Here is a 17401-nt window from a genome sequence, read left to right as displayed (position 1 = left end):
CAGCCGGCGCGCCCACCGCGAGGGGCGGACGCGCGGATGTCGGTGGGCCCGCTCAGCGGGCCGGAGGCGAGAGCACTGCCATGCGCATGCGCGTCACCCTACACGGCGTGCGAGCGCGAGAGTACGGTGCGCGCCCGCCACCACGGCCGGGTCGACGAAGCGGCCGTCGGGCAGCGCCATGGCGCCGACGCCCGGCGCGGACGCGACGGCGGTGACGATCTCCTCGGCCGCCGCCACCTCGCGGCTGCTGGGCAGGTACGCCCGCTCGATGACCGGGAGCTGGCGGGGGTGGATCGCGGCCCGGCCGAGGAAGCCGAGGCTCCGGCCGGCCGCGCAGGAGCGGGCCAGGCCCTCGACGTCGCGGACGTCCGGATAGACCGACTGGGGCGGCGACGGCAGCCCCGCCGCGCGGGCGGCCAGCACGACACGGCCACGCGGCCAGGCCAGCGACGCCTCGTCGCCGAGGGGCACGCCGAGGTCGGCCCGCAGGTCCGCCTCGCCCAGCGCGATGCCGGCCACCGCCGGATGCCCCGTGGCGATGGCGTGGGCGTGCTCGACGCCCAGCGCGTTCTCCAGCAGCGGGTACAGCGCGGGCGTCGGGGCGTCGGGGCCGAGCCAGCCGAGGAGGCGCTCCAGTTCGGCCGCGCACGTCACCTTCGGCACGCGCAGCGCGGCCAGGCCCGGCAGCGGCGCCAGCCGGCGGACCTCGGCGGCGGCCAGCGGTGAGTCGAGGGCGTTGATCCGGACGTGGACCGGCACCTCGTGGCGCCGCGTCAGCAGCTCGGCGGTGGCGTCGAGGGCGTAGCCCTTGCGGTCGGCGGCGACCGCGTCCTCCAGGTCGACGATCACGACGTCCGCGCCGGAACGCAGGGCGCCGGCCACCCGCTCCGGCCGGTCCCCGGGCACGTACAGCCAGGTCAGGACGACCTCGCCCGACCGTTCTGCGCCGTTCACAGCGCGCCCTCCCGCCGCAGCCCCGCGATCTCCTGCTCCCGCAGGCCGAGTTCGCCGAGGACGGCCTCGGTGTCGGCGCCGTGGGGCCTGCCGGCCCAGCGGATCGCGCCGGGCGTCTGGGAGAGGCGGAAGAGGACGTTCTGCATCCTCACCGTGCCGAGCTCCTCGTCGGGCACCTCGGTGATGGAGCCCAACGCCCGGTACTGCTCGTCGGCCATCACGTCCCGCACGTCGTAGATCGGCGCCACGGCCGCCTCGGCCTTCTCGAAGGCGGCGACGACCTCGTCCCTGTCGCGGCGGGCGATCCACGAGGCGACGGCCGCGTCCAGCTCGTCGGCGTGCGCGGCGCGCCCGGTGCCGGTGGCGAACCACTCCTCCTCGGTGACCTCCGGCCGCCCGACCAGCCGCATCACGCGTTCCGCGATCGACTGCGCGGAGGTGGAGACGGCGACCCACCGGCCGTCGGCGGTGCGGTAGGTGTTGCGGGGAGCGTTGTTCGTGGAGCGGTTCCCGGTGCGCGGCTGGACGTAGCCGAGCTGGTCGTACCAGACGGGCTGCGGCCCGAGGACCGTCAGGATCGGCTCGATGATCGCCATGTCGACCACCTGGCCGCGCCCGGTGCGCTCGCGGCCGGCGAGCGCGGTCATCACGGCGTAGGCGGTGGTCAGCGCCGCGATGGAGTCGGCCAGGCCGAACGGCGGCAGCGTCGGGGGCCCGTCCGGCTCGCCGGTGATCGCGGCGAAGCCGCTCATGGCCTCGGCGAGCGTGCCGAAGCCGGGCCGGCGGGCGGCCGGGCCCGTCTGGCCGAAGCCGGTGACGCGGGCCAGCACCAGGCGGGGGTTGGCGGCGGACAGCTCCTCCCAGCCCAGGCCCCAGCGCTCCAGGGTGCCGGGGCGGAAGTTCTCGACGACGACGTCGGCGGTGGCCGCGAGCCGCAGCAGGACGTCCCGGCCGCCGGGGGTGGACAGGTCGAGCGTCATCGTCCGCTTGTTGCGGCCCAGCAGCTTCCACCACAGGCCGACGCCGTCCTTGCTGGGGCCGTGGCCACGGGAGGGGTCGGGCCGGCGCGGGTGCTCGACCTTGATCACCTCGGCGCCGAAGTCGCCGAGGAGCGTGGCGGCGAGCGGGCCGGCGAAGAGCGTGGCGAGGTCGAGCACGCGCAGCCCCGCCAACGCGGCCGGGCCGTCGGGGGCCGCGTGGGGGGCCCCGGAGGCGTCCGGGGTGTCGGGGGCGTCGGGGGTGTCGTGCGCGGGTGCGGCGGACGCCGCGTCAGGTGCGGGGTTCGTCATGCTTCCTGCTTCTGCTGGTGCGTGTCCTGCTGGGTGTCGTGGAGGGCGTCGATCTCCTCGCGGGAGGGCATGGCCGAGGAGGCGCCGGGCCGCTGGACGCACAGCGCCGCCGCCGCGGAGGCCCACGCCATGGCCTCCCGCATCGGCCGCCCCTCCCCGAACGCCGCCACCGCCAGCGCGCCGACGAACGCGTCCCCCGCGGCCGTGGTGTCCACCGCGTGGACGCGGTGCGCGGGCACGGCCACCGGCTCGGGCGCCTCGCGCGAGACGTGGAGGCTGCCGGCCTCGCCGAGCGTCACCACCACCTCCGGCACGTGCTCCAGCAGGGCACGCGCCGCGCGGCGCGGGTCGTCGTGGCCGGTGAGCGCCGCCGCCTCGTGCTCGTTGGGGACCAGCAGGTCCGTCAGTGCCAACAGCTCCCTCGGCAGCGGCTCCTCGGGCACGGGCGCGGGCGTCAGCACCGTGCGCACCCCACGGGCGCGGGCGGCGCGGGCGCCCGCCACCACGCCCGCCAGGGGCAGCTCCAGCTGCATCAGCAGCGCGCGGGCCGAGCCGAGGCGCTCGGCGTCGCCCGGGGCGAGCCCGGTGACGGTGCCGTTGGCGCCGGGCACGACGACGATCGCGTTGCCGCCCTCGTCGTCGACCACGATGTGCGCGGTGCCGCTCGGGCCGGGAACGGTCCGCAGGCCCTGGGTGTCGACGCCCGCCTCGGCCAGGGCCGCGCGCAGCCGGGGCCCGAAGTCGTCGTCGCCGACAGCGCCGACCAGGGTGACGAGGCCGCCCGCGCGGGCGGCGGCGACGGCCTGGTTGGTGCCCTTGCCGCCGGGGACCGTGCGGAAGGAGCGGCCGGCGACGGTCTCGCCGCGGCGCGGCGCCCGCGCCACGTAGGCCACGAGGTCCATGTTGGTCGAGCCGAGGACGGCGACCGCCGGGCGGGGCGCGTCCTGCGCGGGGTGTCGTGTCATGCGGAGACCTCCAGCGTGCGGGCGGCGAGTTCGTCGAAGCCGACCCCGTCGAAGCCCGTGACCGAGCTGGCGAGCCGGTTCTTCAGCGGGCCCGCCAGCCGGGGGTCGACCGCCTCGGGCGAGCCGGCCAGCAGCCCGGCGATCGAGCCGGCCGTCGCCCCGTTCGAGTCGGTGTCCCAGCCGCCGGAGACCACGAGGGAGACGGAGGCGGTGAGGTCGCCGTCGGCGTGGGTCAGGGCGGCGGCCAGCAGCGCGGCGTTCGGCAGGACGTGCACCCAGTGGTAGCCCAGCTCGTCGGCGTAGCGGGCGTGGAGGCGGTCCACGACGGCGTCGAAGTCGCCCGCGAGGGCCGGGTCGCGGGCCGCCGCCACGCCGAAGCGGACGGCCTGGGCGTACCGGGAGTCCGGCGGCACGACGGACAGCCCGGCGCGCAGGCAGGCGTGGACGTCGCTGGTGCCGCCCGCCGCCTCGGCGACGGCCGCGGCCACGAACATCTCGCCGTAGACGCCGTTGGCGGTGTGGCTGAGCACCGCGTCCCGGTGGGCGAGCTCCGCGGCCCTGCCGGGGTCCCCCGGGTGGGTCCAGCCGAAGACGTCGCCGCGGATCTGCGCGCCGATCCACTCGCGGAACGGGTTGTGGTGGCTGGCCGTCAGCGGCGGCTCGACGCCGGCCAGCAGGTTGCGGTACGCGACCCGCTCGGCGGTGAAGGTGCGGCCGGCCGGCAGCTCGTCCAGCCACAGCCGGGCGACGTCGTCGGTGGTGAAGTCGTCGCCGTGACGGGACAGGAGCAGCAGGCCGAGGAGCGGGTAGTTGAGGTCGTCGTCCTCGGGCGCGCCGCCGAGGGTCTCGGCGAGCGCCACGGCGGCGGCGCGGCGGTTCCACGGGTGCGCCGCCAGCACGTCGGGCGGCACGCCCACGGCGGTGAAGTACGCGCGGGGCGGCCAGTTCCCCACCGCGCGGCCGAGGGCGCGGATGCCCGTCAGCGTCACCTTCTCCACGGGCTTGCCCAGCACGCAGCCGACGGCACGGCCGAGCCACGCGGCGTGCAGCCGGTCCAGCAGAGAGCTCCCGCCCTCCCGCGCGCCCGGCCGCGCCGGGCTCGGCCAGTCGGGGCAGGCGGCCCGGATCGCGGCGAGGTCGGTGGGCTCGCTGTCGGCCATCGGCGAGGGCAGCGCCGCGAGCTCGTCCAGCAGCCGCAGCGCCATCGCGCGGAGCGTCGGCCCCGCGCGGCCGGGCGAGGCGCCGGCGCGGTCGGGGGCGAGCCGGCCGCCGGCGGCCAGCCAGCGGCGTTCGACGTCGGCGGCGTCGCGGCCGTCCTGCGCGGCCTGCCGCAGCTCGTGCCCGAGGAGATCCTCCGGCTGCACCCACGTCAGACGCAGCATCACGCCTCACCGCCGGACCGCTCGTTCGCCGCCGGGCCGGGCGGCGTGCCGGGGGCCGGCTCCGTGAGCGCCGCGAAGCGGTCCTCGTGGGCGCGGCGGCGCTCGACGTCGCGGGCGAACACCTCGCGCGCCACCGAGGCCAACGCCTCGGCGGGGGCGCGCAGGTCCAGCCGGCTGGCCCGCGCCACCTCCCCGCTCCACTCCTTCGGCACCACGGCCTCGCCGCCCAGCGCGCCGGCGATGGCGCCGCTCATCGTGGCGATCGAGTCGCAGTCCCGGCCGTAGTTGACCGAGCCGAGCACCGCCTGGCGGAAGTCGCCGCGCGCCACGACGAGCATCCCGAGCGCGATCGGCAGCTCCTCGATGGCGTGGAGACGGGAGGGGCGGCGGGCGGCGAGCGAGGGGTTGCGGTAGTCGGGGCCGACCGTGTCGAACGGCTCCACCGCCGCGCGCAGCGGCCCCAGCGCGTCGGCGAACGCGTCGTGCCGGGCGGCCTCCTCGCAGACCGCCTCGATCGCCGGACGGGTGCCGTCCTTCGCGAGCCGCAGCGCCTCGCCGACCACCGAGTCCGGTGTGGCGCCGGGCGCGCAGGCCGCCGCCACGGCCGCGGCGAGCACGGCGGCGGCCTCCCGCCCGTAGCTCGACTGGTGCGCGCCGGCGACGTCGAGCGCCTCGGCGTACGCGGCGTCCGGGTTCCCCGCGTTGACCAGGCCGACCGGCGCCATGTACATCGCGGCGCCGCAGTTGACGATGTTGCCCACGCCGGCCTCGCGCGGGTCGACGTGGCCGTGGTGCAGCCGCGCCACCAGCCACTTCTCGGCCAGGAAGATCCGTTGCAGCGGCAGCGCCTCCGCCTCCAGCTCCGGGATCCAGCGGGGGGTCCCGATCAGCTCGGGCACCAGGTGCTCGGCGATCGCGTACGCGTCGAGGTGGTCGCGGACCTTCTCGTAGACCCGGACCAGGGCGTGGGTCATCAGGGTGTCGTCGGTGACGTGCCCGTCGCCCTTGTGGTACGGCGCGATCGGGCGGGCGGTGCGCCACTGGTCCCGGTGGAACGGCTCGACGATGCCCGTCACCCAGCCGCCGTGCCGCTCGACGATCGCCTCGGGCGACCAGCCCTCGACCGCCCCGCCGAGGGCGTCGCCGACGGCCGCCCCCACCAGGGCTCCCGCGGTGCGGTCCTCCAGCGACAGCGACCCTGGCGGAGAGGACGCGGAGGTGGGGGAGGAGGGGGTCGTGGAGGGGGGTGAGGCGGTCGGCGGGGTCATGGGGTGTGTCCTTCCGTGCGGGGGGGGGGGGGGATCGCGGCCAGACGCTCCGCGAGGTCGACGAGGTCGGCGTCGACCAGCTGCGGCAGCGCGCAGCCGGCCAGCACACGGCAGCGGTCCCGCCACTCCACGGGCAGGCTCTCGGCGCCGCCGACGACGCCGGTCAGCGCGCCGGCCAGCGCCGGGGCGGAGTCCGCCACCCGGGAGAGGCAGGCCGCGCTCGGCACCGCCCTGGTGAGGTCGCCGCGCGCCGCGGTGGCCACGGCCAGCGCCACGGGAACGGTCTCGGCGGCGGCGATGCCGTAGCTGTAGACGTGGTCGACGATCTCGTGCTCCAGCACCGGCACCAGCGCGAACGCCCCGCCCCTGGGGTCGACGGCGCGCGCGAGGTCGACGGCGCGGACCGCGTTGCGGCGGATCTCCGTGCCCTCGGGCAGCTGGCCGAGGGCGGCGTCGACGCAGCCGTCGATGCCGCCGCCGTCGAGGGCCACGGCCACGGCCGCCGCCACGGCGCGGGCGCCGTGGACTCCGTCGCCGTCCTGGGTGTACCGGGCGTCGAACTCGGCCAGCGCCGCGGCGGCGTCCGGGTCGCCGGGGTGGACGAGGGCGAGGACGGCGGCACGCACGCAGGCCGCGTCGTCGAAGTAGTGCGGGTTGTCGTGGCCGGTGGCGGGGGGCCGCAGGCCGGCGGCGAGGTTGCCCAGGCCCGCGCGGACCGAGATGCGGGCCCGCAGCGGGATCTGGGCCGACTCGATCTCGTCGGCGCGGGCCGCCGCCACCGCGACCTCCTCCGCCAGCCCGTTCCACGCCAACGCGAGCGTGGCGCGCACCCGCTGGTCGGGCGTCAGGTCGCTGCCGGCCGCGCCCGCCTCCGCCTCCGTCGCCGACAGCACCGACAGGGCGGTGAACGCGGCCCACTCGGCGTCGTCGGAGGGGCCCAGGCGCAGCGGCTCGGGGGGCTGGTTGAGGGCTATCGGGACCGGCAGCGTCGTCGTCGCGTTCTGCTCGGCGAAGGTGTCGAGCTCCCGGGTCAGCCGCCGGGTCCAGTCCGGCATCCGGGCGGCGCGGTGCCGTCCCGAGGGCCAGCCGGCGGCGTCGCCGGCGGCGATGCCGAGGAGCAGACCCTCGATCCGCCGCACCACTCCGGCCGGCGCGCCGTCCGGCGCCCCGGCGGGCGGCGCCGCCGCGCCGGGGGCCGGCACGCCCACGGCCCCGGGGGCGTCGGAGCCCGCCGTGGTGACACCGGCCGCCACGACCGGCGTGACGGGGCTGGCGTTCGCCGTGCGAGAGGTCGCACGCGCCATCGTCACGCCACCGCCCTTTCCCCGCCGACCCGTTCCTGCCCAGCGCGGGTCCCGGCCCCCGCCCCGGGCCGCTTCCCGTTGCGCTCCGTGCCGGCCGGCGCCGTGCCGTTCCTCCCCTCCCCGGCCCGCTCCTCCGGCGGCCGTCCCTCGTCGGGCGCGGGAGGGGGCGTCAGCCGGTCGGCGACCTCCAGCACGTGCCATCCCGCCGTCGACGGCAGGCAGTCGCCCCGCGCCGGGCCGATCGCCGCCGCCCACTCCGGGGGGATCGACCCCTCGCCCCGCAGGGCCCCGGACAACGCCCCCGCCACCGCCGCCGTCGTGTCCGCGTCCCGCCCCATGTTCACGGCCGTCGGCACCGCCAGGGCGATGTCGCCGCGCGCCGCCGCGAACGCGCCGAACGCCAGCCCCACCGCCTCCGGCGCCAGGTCCGTCCACGGATACCCGCCGATGACCGTCGCCGACCGCACCGCCCGCTCGATCGACAGCGGCGTGGCCTCCGGGTCCCGCCGCGCCAGCCGCGCCGCCGACACCGCCCGGTGCAGCGTCCGCGCCGTCCACGAGTCCTCCGGCACCACGGACAGCGCCGCCTGCACGACCACCTCCGGGTTGTGGCCGACCATGGCCGCGGCGACCCCCGCGGCCACGGCCCGCCCGCCGTAGATCCCCTCCCCGTCGTGCGACACCGTCCCGTCGATCGACACCAGCCGCGCCGCCTCCGCCGGCCGCCCGGCGGCGAAGACCCCGAACGGCGCCGCCCGCATCGCCAGCCCGTCACTCCACGCGTGCCGGTGCTGCGCCGTGATCGGCGCGGCCAGGCCCCGCCGGAGGTTCTCCAGCGTGCCGCGTTCGCTGAAGCCGGCGCCGCGGAACGGCCCCTCGTCCAGGTCGGCGATCCACCGGTGCCACGCCGCCTCCACGTCGGCCACCGTCAACGCCGAGCCGTGCCGCGCCAGCAGCAGGCCGGAGAAGATGGCGTACTCCGTGTCGTCCGTGCCGACCGGATCGTCGGCGACGAACCCCTCGATCCGGCCCCAGCGGCGCCGGATCTGCGAGGGCTTGAGGTTCTCGGCGGGTGACCCCATGGCGTCCCCGACGGCCAGGCCGAGCAGCGCGCCCCGGCCGCGGTCACGCGGCACGGGTACGACCGCGGCGGGCCGGGGGATCCCGGCCGCGCCGGCGGCGCGTGTGGCGGTGGAGGTCGGGGCGTCGGCGACGAGCTCCGCGGGGAGACCGGCGCCGGGGTCAGTGTCGAGACTGAGGCTCATGGCGTGTGCGGCTGCTTCCTTGAGGTGGTGGGGCCAGCGCGTTACCGCTGGTATCGGTCGAGGGTGCGGTTGCCGTCGTCGACCAACTCCTCCCGCAGGTCGTCGAGGTCCCCCGAGCCGGCGTAGAAGTCCTGGAACGCGGGCGTGGCGATCTTGTCCTTCCACTCGGGATAGCCCCGGACCCCGAGCACGGGGGAGGGCAGCAGCTCGGCGGCGACCTCGGCGCCGGTGCGCCAGCCGTGCTCCGTCGTGGTGAACGACGGATCGGCCAGCGCGGTCGCGCTCGTCGGCAGCATCCAGTCCCCGAGCGCGAGATCCACGGCGTGGTCGGGGCGCGTCAGGTACGCGATGAAGTCGGCGGCGGCCTGCTGGTGGTCGGAGTCCTCCGCCACGGACAGCGTCTGCGGCGCGACGCCCTGCGCCAGCCCGAACTCCCCGCCGCCCGTCGGCATCGGCAGCACCGTCCAGTCGAAGCCGTCGGGTGCCTGCTGCACCACCTGCTGGCGGTAGGAGAAGTTCAGCGGGAGCATGGCGTAGCGGCCGTCGAAGAAGCCGGGGAGGGTGTCGGAGCCCGACATGCCGAGGCTGCTGTCGGGCGCGGTGCGGTCCTCGGTGACCTGCCGGCGCACCACCTCCGCGACGGCCGAGTCCGCCGCGTCGTACCGGATGACGGGCTCGCCGCCGGCGTCCTCGTAGAACAGGCCGCCGCCGGTGGTGACCGAGAGGTTGACCGACTGGCTGACCGGCTCGCTCATCGACCACGCCACGCCGTAGGTGTCGGTGTCCCCGTCCCCGTCGGTGTCCCGGGTGAGGGTCCGGCTGGCGTCCTCGAACTCCGCCCAGGTCCACGGCTCCTGCGTGGTCGGGATCCGCACGCCGGAGTCGCGCAGCAGCTCCGCGTTGGCGATGAGGACGCGCGGCTCGTGGAGGAACGGCACGCCGTAGACGCCCGTGTGGCCGTCGTCGAGCTCGAACGTCGTCGTCCGCCAGGAGCTGTCGGGGATGTCGGAACGCGTCGTCTCGGGCAGCCGCTCCGTCAGGTCCGCGAGGTACCCGCCGTTGGCGAAGTCGATGAGGTCGGAGGCGTCGTTGTGGATGATGTCCGGCGCCTCGCCGCCCATGAACGACGTCAGCAGGTAGTCGTGGATGTTGGCCCAGTCGCCCTGGACGTACTCGACCTGGACGTCGGGGTGCTCGGCGTTCCACCGGTCCACCAGGGCCGTCGTCGCCGCGATCGACTCCTCCTGCCAGGCCAGGCTCAGGAACGAGAGCCGGACCGTGCCGTCGTCCCCGTCGTCGTCGCCGGCGCAGCCGGCCAGCAGGGCGGTGGCGAGCGCCAGGGCCGCGGCCCCGCGCGTGCGGGCGCGGGCTCGGCCACGGGGGTGGCGGCCAGGGGTGTGGCGGCCAGGGGTGTGAGGTGCGCGCATCAGCCCTTCACCGCCCCGGCGAGCATCCCGTTGACCAGCCGTCGCTGGAGCAACGCGAAGAACAGCAGGCTGGGCACGGTGGCGAGGAACGCGGCGGCGGCCAGCGGGCCGAGGTCCGCGACGCCCTCCGCGCCGATGAAGTGGGTCAGGATCACGGACATCGTCTGCTTCTCCGGGGTCTTGAGCAGCACGAGGGCGAAGAAGAACTCGTTCCACGCGGTGACGAAGGAGAACATCAACGTCGCCACCACGCCGGGCGCCAGCAGCGGCAGCACCACGCTGGTCAGCGTGCGCAGCCGCCCGGCGCCGTCCACCGCCGCCGCCTCCTCCAGCACGCGCGGCACCGCCCGCACGTAGCTGGAGAGCATCCACAGCGCGAACGGCAGGCACCACACCACGTACACCGCGACGAGACCGACCAGGGAGTCGATCAGCCGCAGGTTCCGCAGCACCAGGAAGAGCGGGATGATCACCAGCACCAGCGGGAACATCTGGCTGACCAGGATCCACGCCGTGCCCGCCCTGCTCACCCGCGAGCGGTGGCGGACCATCACGTACGCGGCGGGCACCGCGATCGCGACCGCGATGACGGCGGCGCTGCCGGCCGCCAGCAGGCTGTTGAGCGCGGAGCGCAGCAACGGCTGGGTGTCGAAGGCCGTGCGGTAGTTCTCCAGCGTCGGGTCCTGCGGCAGCCACGTCGGGTCGATCGAGCCGAGCTCCTGCGCCGGCTTCAGCGACGTCGAGATCAGCCACAGCAGCGGGAAGGCCAGGAAGACCAGGTACGCGGCGAGCGCCACGTACTGCCCGGCGCGGCCGGCTCGGCGGCCGAGGTCGCGGGACCTCGGGGAACGGGTACGGGGGGAACGGGTCCGGGGAGTGGTGGTGCTCATGCCGCGTCCTCCTCACGGAGCCGGTTGCGCAGGAAGACCGTCAGCAGCACCGCGACGACCGCGACCATCACCAGGCCCATCGCCGCCGCGTAGCCGAACTGCCCGTACCTGAACGCCTCCTCGTACGCGAACAGCGCCGGCAGCCGCGTCTCGCCGCCGGGGCCGCCCTGCGTCAGCACGTAGACCAGGGCGAAGGAGTTGAAGTTCCAGATGAAGTTCAGGGCCGTGATCGCGAAGACCACGGGGCGGATCGCCGGCCACGTCACCGTGGTGAAGCGGCGCCACACCCCGGCGCCGTCCAGGTGCGCCGCCTCCCGCAGCTCGTGCGGCACGTTCTGAAGCCCCGCCAGCAGCACCACCGTGGTCTGCGGCATGCCGGCCCAGACGCCGACGACGATCACGGCGGGCAGCGCGAGGGAGAGGTCCGTCAGCCAGTCGACCGTCTCGCCGTCCCCGAGGAGCCCGAGGCGGGAGAGCGTCTCGTTGAGGATCCCCGCGTCCTGGTGGTACACCAGCCGCCACATGATGCCGACGACGACCTCCGGCATCGCCCACGGCACCAGCGCCAGCGTGCGCGCCAGCCACCGGAAGCGGAGGTTCTGGTTCAGCAGCAGCGCGAGGCCGAGCGCCAGCAGGAACTGGAGCGAGGTCACGCTGAACGCCCAGACCAGGCCGACGCGGAAGGAGTCCCAGAACAGGTCGTCGTGGCGCAGGTCGGCGAGGTTGGCCAGGCCCACGAACCCGGTGGGCTCGGTGCGGCCGGCCTGCGCGTCCGTGAAGGCGAGCGATATGCCGTACAGCAGTGGCACCACGCTCAGCACGAGGATGGGCAGCAGGGCGGGCAGCAGCAGGAACCACGCGCCCCGGTCGAGCCCGAGCGCGCGTCTGCGCTGCTCGGGCGTGCGGGGCGGCGGTGTGCCGCGTCCGCCCTTGTCCGGGACGACGCTGTCCCGGTACGCGGTCGAAGTCATACGAACCTCACGTCGGCGGTCGGGCCCCGGGCTCCGTCGAGGCGCCCGGGTCGGTGGAGGCGCGCACCACCAGACGCGGCGGAGCCGTCGTCGTCCGGTGGCGGGGCCGGTCGGTCCCCGGGTCCCTACCCAGCTGTTCGAGCCGTTCGAGCCGATCGAGCAGCAGCTCGGCTGCGCGCCTGCCCCGCACACTGGACCGCAGGTCGACGCTGGTCAACGGCGGCCACGCCGCCTGCGCGAGACTGCTGTCGTCCATCCCCGCGACGGCGATGTCGTCGGGGATGCGCAGGCCGCCGACGTGCAGGGCCCGCAGCGCGCCCAGCGCCAGCTGGTCGTTGGCGCAGAAGATCGCGTCCGGCCGCTCGTCGGGCCCGAGCCCGAGCAGCCGCTCGGCCGCCACCGTCCCCGCGTCGATGCCGAAGTCCGTGTGCACCACCAGCCGCTCGTCGTACGGCAGCCCGCACTCGGCGAGGGCCGCCCGGTACCCGCGCTCGCGGTTGTGCCCCGGCACGGTGTCGGGCGGGCCGTTGACGAACGCGACGCGGCGCCGGCCCGTGGCGTACAGGTGCCGCACGGCGATCGCCGCCCCCGCCACCGAGTCCGCGCGCACGCTGTCCACCGGCACGTCCTCGGGCGGCGACCCGATCACCACGACGGGGCGGGCGGCGTTCGTCAGCGCCTCGATGTGCGCGTCCGTGACCCGGATCGGGCAGATGATCAGCCCGTCGCTCGTCCGGTCCCTGAGGCTGCGCACCACCGCGAGCTCGTCCTCGGCGACGGCGTCCGTGGAGTGCAGCAGCAGCCGGTACCCGGCCGCCTTCGTGACGGTCTGGATGGCGCGGACCATCGCCACGTACGCCGGGTTGCCGATGTCGGGGACGGCGAAGGTCAGCTGCCGGGTCCTGCCGTCCTTGAGCGAACGGGCCACCGCGTTCGGCACGTACCCGAGCTCGGCCGCCGCGCGCCGCACCCGCTCGGCGGTGTCACGCCGCGCCGCCTGGCCGTTGAGCACCCGGGAGACGGACGCGACGGAGACACCGGCGCGCTCCGCGATCGAGACGACCGTCGGCTGGCCGGGCGCGTCCCCACGCCCCTGTCCGCGCCCGTCTCCGGGCCCGCGACCACGCGACATCATCGTCACCCTTTGTCCCTTAACAGCCGATCGCCGTAAACGTTTCCAGCGGCTGTAATCGTTTACAGATAGTGCGCCCGGTGATCCCGTCGCGTCAAGGGGCATGGCCCCGTCAACGGGATGGGGGGCGCCGGGATGTGACCGCGCGTCACGAGAGGCCGGGGATACGACCGTTCCTGAAGAGGTCCACGAAGACCTGGTGGTCGGCGCGGGCGCGCGAGCCGTAGGCGTGGGCGAAGTCCACCAGCAGCTCCGCCAGCCCCGCCGCGCCGTCGCCGATGGCCGCGTCGATCGCCCGCTCGGTGGAGAACGGCACCAGCGAGTGCCCGCTCTCGTCGTCCGCCGCCGCGTGCATCGTCGCCGTCGCCCGGCCCAGGTCCGCCACCACCGCCGCGATCTGGGCCGGGTCGTCGATGTCCGACCAGTCGAGGTCGATCGCGTACGGCGAGACCTCGGCCACCAGCTGCCCGGCGCCGTCCAGCTCCGTCCAGCCGAGCCACGGGTCGGCGTGGGCCTGGAGCGCGCGCTGCGAGATCACGGTGCGGTGGCCCTCGTGCGTGAAGTAGGAGCGGACCCGCTCCTCGGTGATGTGCCGGGAGACGGCCGGGGTCTGCGCCTGCTTCACGTAGATGACGACGTCGTTCTCCAGCGCGTCGCTGTTCCCCTCCAGCAGGATGTTGAACGAGCGCAGCCCGGCGCTGCCGATCCCGATGCCCCGCCGGCCCACGACGTCCTTCACGCGCCGCGCGTCGGGCTGCGTCCGCCCCGAGGCCGGCAGCGTCGCCACGTACCCCTCGAACGCCGCCAGCACCGTCGCCCGCGTCGCCTCGTCGAGCTCGATGGCGCCGCCGCCCGGGGTGAAGCGCCGCTCGAAGTCCCGGATCTCCGTCATCGTCTCCAGCAGCCCGAACCGCGTCCGCGCGCGGGCGTGCCGCAGCGCGTCCAGCAGCGGGCCACGCGCGGTGTCGAGGGTGAACGGCGGCACCTCATCGTCCCGCGCGCCGCCGGCCAGGGCGGCGATCCGCTCGCGGTAGGCGGCGGCGTAGGCACGGACGAGGTCGCTGATGACGTCGTCGCTGAGGGCCTTGGTGTACCCGATGAGCGCGACGGAGGCGGCGAAGCGCTTCAGGTCCCAGGTGAAGGGGCCGACGTACGCCTCGTCGAAGTCGTTGACGTTGAAGATCAGGCGGCCGGTGGCGTCCATGTACGTGCCGAAGTTCTCGGCGTGCAGGTCACCGTGGATCCACACGCGCGCCGTCCGCTCGTCGAGGAACGGCCCCTCGCCGGCGGCCTCGCCGCGCAGGTCGTGGTAGAAGAGGCAGGCGGTGCCCCGGTAGAACGCGAACGCCGAGGCCGCCATCTTCCGGAACTTCACCCGGAACGCGGCCGGGTCCGCCTCCAACAGCTCCCCGAACGCGGCGTCGAGAACCCCGAGCATCTCCTCCCCGCGCCCGTCGTCCTGTGCCGCCATGGCGTTCCCCTCCACGTCTCCCACGTGTCCCCACGTCTCCCACGTCTCACGAGCCGATCCGGGGGCGACACTACTCCGGCGCCCGGCCACACGTTCGACGCCTCGCTGGGATGTGACGCAGCAGACCGCGGACGAGGGTCCCCGTCGGCGCCCGTTCCCCCGGCCCGAGGCCGCCCCGCCCGCACAGCACAAAGCCACCCATCCGCTCCGGATCCCCCGCCCCCCACGGCTCCACTCCGACCCCCTCCGGCTCCACCTCCCGCTCCACCTCCAACGACCGGTCCCTTCCCAACCACCCCCGCAACGGCATCCGCGCGGGAGTTCCTGTGACCGGTAGGGGGAAACGTCGCGGCAGCATATGGGGCATGAACCGTTTCGTTCGGCCGCTGTGGACGGTCGTCGTGCTGCTCGGCGTCGGACTGGTCGTCGGCGGCATGGTCGCGCGGATCGTCGGTGGTACGGGAGTTGACAACCGACCGGCGTTGGTGGGGGTCGTGCTGGTGGGGGTCTGGCTCGTCGCTCGGGTGGTGGTGGGCCGAGGGCTGGATGTGCCGAAGGGGGGCGGGCCCGGGCGGGCCGTCGGGCATGCCCTGGTGCTGGCGCTGGGTTTGCTGCTGGCTGTCTGTCCGTCCCGGGAGGCGATCGTCGATCGCGTGCAGGCGGTCGGGGACGACGAGCCCGCCGTCGACCTGCGCGAGCCCGAGGCGCTGGAGGCCGCGTTGGCGGCGCTCAGCGACCGCGCCGGGCATCGGCAGGTCACCAAGGTGACGATGAACGCGACGGTGGTGTGGGCGCGTGTCCCGGTCGAACCGGGCGAGCGGTGGGTGCGCCTCTTGGGCTATCAGCAGGGCGAGGTGACCGAGGCGGGGCGGGGCAACGACGCCATCCAACCGCTGTCGGCAGACGAGCAGTTCTCGATGGACGAGGTGGCGTGGGACGAGATCCTGCCCGCGTTCGAGCGGGCGAGGGCGGAGTACGTCGCCGAGAACGGGGAGGAGCCGGCCGGGGCCAGCGAGATCCATGTCCGGCGCGTCTGGGGCGACGATTCGCGGTCCGGGCCCGTGCGGATCGATTTCGCCCTGGTGGGCGAGGGGAGTTGGCGCTACTCGATGGAAGCCGACGGCAGCGGCCTGGCACGCGACCAGCACTGAGCCCCGGCCGCCGCCTCTCACTCCATGGGAAGTTCGGTGCTGATGACGTCCCCATCTCCTGGTGGAGGATGTGCCGGATGCCGCCGTGGGCGATGGCGAGGGGGCATGGAACGGTGCCGCCCCGGACCGCGCCGAGCTGGGGCCCTGCACGCGACCGCCGCCAGAGCGCCGGTGTACCCCCGCATCGGATTCGAGCCCAACTCGCCGGTGCACTTCTTCGGCCTGGCGGACTGAGCCCGTGACCTCGACGGGGCTCACCCACTCGCGTCAGCGGTCGGCCAGCCCGTTGATGTAACGCTCCACGTGGGTGTAGCCGGAGGCGTCGGTGTCGGCCGCGTCGGAGGGGTCGGCGGGGTCGAGGCCTTCGGCGGTCTCCCAGGTGTCCGGCATGCCGTCCCGGTCGCCGTCCTGCGGCGCGGTGCCGCCCTGGAGGTTGCCGAAGCCGCCGACGCTGGCCGGGTCGGTGATGATCGAACCCCTCTGGTTGATCACGTCGTTCACCAGGCGCGTGTCGATGGCGTCGCGCGAGAGCGAGGCGCCCGCGCCCGCGAGTACCGTCTCGTACGCCTCCTCGGGAGTCTGGACCGTGACCGAGGGGAAGTCGAACGGCTCGTCCATGATGGTCGCCGGGCCGAGGTCGGCGTCGGTGGCGGCGCGGCCGTCGAGTTGGCCGTCGACGTCGAGGTCGACGACGTTGTCCGCCGCGTGGATCTGGTAGTTGGCGTTGGCGCGGGTGAAGGGGGCCCCGGTCGTGGAGGGGCCGGCGAGGAAGTAGTTCCCGAGCGCGTTGGCGTTGGAGACGCCCGCCGAGTCGCCGAGGATGTAGCCGTCGGACCCCCAGTTGTAGACGAGGTTGTTGACGTACTGGAGCCGGCCCTTGGACTTGGGGTTCCTGGTCTTGTTGTGGATGTAGAGGTTGTGGCTGAGGGTCACGCCGTTGCTCTGCACCAGGCCGCCGCAGGAGTGCGGGTCCAGGCCCTCGGAGATGATCGAGTGCTGCACGGTGATGTCCGTGCTGTTGTTGATCGAGAAGTTCTCGTCGCGACCCCACGAGGCGGAGACGTGGTCGAAGACGATGGTGCTGGCGCCGTCCATCGTGACCGCGTCGCGGTTCTGGTCCGGCGTCAGGCCGTGGCGGAACCGCATGTGGCGGACGATGACGTTGGACGAGTCGGAGAACGAGACCTGGTAGCCGCGCGTGGCCACGCCGTCGCCCGGGGCCGTCTGGCCGGCGATGGTGATGTCGCTGGCGACGTGGAGCGGCGAGGCGAGGTTGATGTAGCCGCCGACGTCGAACACGACGATGCGCGGCCCCTCACTCACCGCGTCGCGGAAGGAACCGGAGCCCGAGTCGTTGAGGTTCGTGACGTGGTAGACCTCGCCGCCACGGCCCCCGGTCGCCCGTGCCCCGAAGCCCTCGGCTCCCGGGAACGCCACCGGGGTCTGGAGCGTGTCCGCGACCGTGCCGGCACGTGGTGCCGGAGACCCCTCCGCCGCGACCGGCAGCAGTGCGGCGGGCACGGCGACCGCCACGGCCACCCCCAGCACGACCGGCGTCTTCCTCCACCTGCGCGACTCGCCCATCACTACCTCCACTGCTCTCGTCACTGAGCGGGCTGTACGGGCGGCGTCCCGGCCGCCTGATGTGTTGTCGTAGCCGCGTCCCAGAAGGTTGCCGCGACGCCGATGGCCAACGCGCGGACGACCGCCGGGAGGGCGCGGCTATGGCGGCCGGGGATGTAAGGCGGAAACCGTTGGCCGTGTCATAACGGTGGGCTACGCTGGTGTCACGCTGTGACAGGGTGGCGTTGCGCCTCGGGGGTGGGGGTGGTCTGGTGGGGCTTGACGACGTGGTGGGGCGTCGGCGGGTGATCGATCCCGCGACGGTCGAGGGGTGGGCGGCGGCCAGTGGGCCGGCGATGCCGGAGCGGG

General features: G+C 74.9%; 14 protein-coding genes and 1 pseudogene. 2 read left to right on the top strand and 13 right to left on the bottom strand.

The features are described from left to right. Positions 1-93: 93 nt before the first annotated feature. From ACTWP5_RS28075 to ACTWP5_RS28020, 12 genes are all read right to left on the bottom strand, one after another. Entirely contained in the window at positions 94-954 is an 861-nt protein-coding gene (locus tag ACTWP5_RS28075; RefSeq protein WP_443223950.1) for an HpcH/HpaI aldolase/citrate lyase family protein, read from the bottom strand. Next, entirely contained in the window at positions 951-2243 is a 1293-nt protein-coding gene (locus ACTWP5_RS28070; protein ID WP_443223949.1) for a CaiB/BaiF CoA transferase family protein, read from the bottom strand. Before ACTWP5_RS28070 ends, ACTWP5_RS28075 begins: the two co-directional genes overlap by 4 nt. Then, positions 2240-3208, bottom strand: coding sequence for a ribokinase (locus tag ACTWP5_RS28065; protein WP_443223948.1), 969 nt, complete (start codon positions 3206-3208; stop codon positions 2240-2242). The genes ACTWP5_RS28070 and ACTWP5_RS28065 overlap by 4 nt, the downstream gene beginning before the upstream one ends. After that, positions 3205-4590 carry an ADP-ribosylglycohydrolase family protein gene (locus ACTWP5_RS28060; protein ID WP_443223947.1) on the bottom strand — a complete coding sequence of 462 codons (1386 nt, stop codon included), beginning with the start codon at positions 4588-4590 and terminating at the stop codon, positions 3205-3207. Before ACTWP5_RS28060 ends, ACTWP5_RS28065 begins: the two co-directional genes overlap by 4 nt. Further along, on the bottom strand, positions 4590-5858 hold the full coding sequence (locus ACTWP5_RS28055) for an ADP-ribosylglycohydrolase family protein (RefSeq protein WP_443223946.1): 1269 nt from the start codon (positions 5856-5858) through the stop codon (positions 4590-4592). The genes ACTWP5_RS28060 and ACTWP5_RS28055 overlap by 1 nt, the downstream gene beginning before the upstream one ends. Further along, complete coding sequence (locus ACTWP5_RS28050) at positions 5855-7162, bottom strand: ADP-ribosylglycohydrolase family protein (RefSeq protein ID WP_443223983.1); 1308 nt, start codon at positions 7160-7162, stop codon at positions 5855-5857. The genes ACTWP5_RS28055 and ACTWP5_RS28050 overlap by 4 nt, the downstream gene beginning before the upstream one ends. 2 nt (positions 7163-7164) lie before the next feature. After that, the gene (locus ACTWP5_RS28045; RefSeq protein WP_443223945.1) at positions 7165-8427 is read right to left on the bottom strand and encodes an ADP-ribosylglycohydrolase family protein; all 1263 of its coding nucleotides are present in this window, start codon (positions 8425-8427) and stop codon (positions 7165-7167) included. A 41-nt stretch (positions 8428-8468) separates the two neighbouring features. Next, positions 8469-9854: an ABC transporter substrate-binding protein gene (locus ACTWP5_RS28040; protein WP_443223944.1), complete on the bottom strand. Its 1386-nt coding sequence runs from the start codon at positions 9852-9854 to the stop codon at positions 8469-8471. Continuing rightward, positions 9854-10744: a carbohydrate ABC transporter permease gene (locus ACTWP5_RS28035; protein WP_443223943.1), complete on the bottom strand. Its 891-nt coding sequence runs from the start codon at positions 10742-10744 to the stop codon at positions 9854-9856. The genes ACTWP5_RS28040 and ACTWP5_RS28035 overlap by 1 nt, the downstream gene beginning before the upstream one ends. Beyond that, positions 10741-11715 carry a carbohydrate ABC transporter permease gene (locus ACTWP5_RS28030; protein ID WP_443223942.1) on the bottom strand — a complete coding sequence of 325 codons (975 nt, stop codon included), beginning with the start codon at positions 11713-11715 and terminating at the stop codon, positions 10741-10743. Before ACTWP5_RS28030 ends, ACTWP5_RS28035 begins: the two co-directional genes overlap by 4 nt. A gap of 7 nt (positions 11716-11722) precedes the next feature. After that, positions 11723-12850 carry a LacI family DNA-binding transcriptional regulator gene (locus tag ACTWP5_RS28025; protein ID WP_443223982.1) on the bottom strand — a complete coding sequence of 376 codons (1128 nt, stop codon included), beginning with the start codon at positions 12848-12850 and terminating at the stop codon, positions 11723-11725. A 145-nt stretch (positions 12851-12995) separates the two neighbouring features. Beyond that, positions 12996-14318: a DUF2252 domain-containing protein gene (locus ACTWP5_RS28020; RefSeq protein WP_443223941.1), complete on the bottom strand. Its 1323-nt coding sequence runs from the start codon at positions 14316-14318 to the stop codon at positions 12996-12998. A 365-nt stretch (positions 14319-14683) separates the two neighbouring features. Between ACTWP5_RS28020 and ACTWP5_RS28015 the strand changes: the two genes are divergently transcribed. Together ACTWP5_RS28015 and ACTWP5_RS28010 are read left to right on the top strand one after the other, a co-directional pair. After that, positions 14684-15469: a hypothetical protein gene (locus ACTWP5_RS28015; RefSeq protein ID WP_443223940.1), complete on the top strand. Its 786-nt coding sequence runs from the start codon at positions 14684-14686 to the stop codon at positions 15467-15469. 141 nt (positions 15470-15610) lie between these two features. Further along, positions 15611-15703 (top strand): annotated as a pseudogene (locus ACTWP5_RS28010) (GNAT family N-acetyltransferase); the annotation flags it as partial. A 33-nt stretch (positions 15704-15736) separates the two neighbouring features. Here ACTWP5_RS28010 and ACTWP5_RS28005 read toward each other — a convergent pair. Then, positions 15737-17017 (bottom strand): pectate lyase family protein, encoded by a 1281-nt coding sequence (locus ACTWP5_RS28005; RefSeq protein WP_443223939.1) that lies wholly within the window; start codon positions 17015-17017, stop codon positions 15737-15739. Positions 17018-17401 lie beyond the last annotated feature (384 nt).

It is taken from the genome of Streptomyces sp. 4N509B (genome assembly GCF_052245655.1).
Classification (GTDB): domain Bacteria; phylum Actinomycetota; class Actinomycetes; order Streptomycetales; family Streptomycetaceae; genus Streptomyces.
The sequence above is the reverse complement of the archived record's forward strand: the minus strand, read 5'-3'. Positions and strand labels throughout refer to the sequence as shown.

What these genes read in the sequence shown, in the direction of transcription:
- ACTWP5_RS28070 (WP_443223949.1), bottom strand. Translation starts at nt 2,243, where the DNA reads ATGACGAACCCCGCACCTGACGCGGCGTCCGCCGCACCCGCGCACGAC.
- ACTWP5_RS28065 (WP_443223948.1), bottom strand. Translation starts at nt 3,208, where the DNA reads ATGACACGACACCCCGCGCAGGACGCGCCCCGCCCGGCGGTCGCCGTC.
- ACTWP5_RS28060 (WP_443223947.1), bottom strand. Translation starts at nt 4,590, where the DNA reads ATGCTGCGTCTGACGTGGGTGCAGCCGGAGGATCTCCTCGGGCACGAG.
- ACTWP5_RS28055 (WP_443223946.1), bottom strand. Translation starts at nt 5,858, where the DNA reads ATGACCCCGCCGACCGCCTCACCCCCCTCCACGACCCCCTCCTCCCCC.
- ACTWP5_RS28050 (WP_443223983.1), bottom strand. Translation starts at nt 7,162, where the DNA reads ATGGCGCGTGCGACCTCTCGCACGGCGAACGCCAGCCCCGTCACGCCG.
- ACTWP5_RS28045 (WP_443223945.1), bottom strand. Translation starts at nt 8,427, where the DNA reads ATGAGCCTCAGTCTCGACACTGACCCCGGCGCCGGTCTCCCCGCGGAG.
- ACTWP5_RS28040 (WP_443223944.1), bottom strand. Translation starts at nt 9,854, where the DNA reads ATGCGCGCACCTCACACCCCTGGCCGCCACACCCCTGGCCGCCACCCC.
- ACTWP5_RS28035 (WP_443223943.1), bottom strand. Translation starts at nt 10,744, where the DNA reads ATGAGCACCACCACTCCCCGGACCCGTTCCCCCCGTACCCGTTCCCCG.
- ACTWP5_RS28030 (WP_443223942.1), bottom strand. Translation starts at nt 11,715, where the DNA reads ATGACTTCGACCGCGTACCGGGACAGCGTCGTCCCGGACAAGGGCGGA.
- ACTWP5_RS28025 (WP_443223982.1), bottom strand. Translation starts at nt 12,850, where the DNA reads ATGATGTCGCGTGGTCGCGGGCCCGGAGACGGGCGCGGACAGGGGCGT.
- ACTWP5_RS28020 (WP_443223941.1), bottom strand. Translation starts at nt 14,318, where the DNA reads ATGGCGGCACAGGACGACGGGCGCGGGGAGGAGATGCTCGGGGTTCTC.
- ACTWP5_RS28015 (WP_443223940.1), top strand. Translation starts at nt 14,684, where the DNA reads ATGAACCGTTTCGTTCGGCCGCTGTGGACGGTCGTCGTGCTGCTCGGC.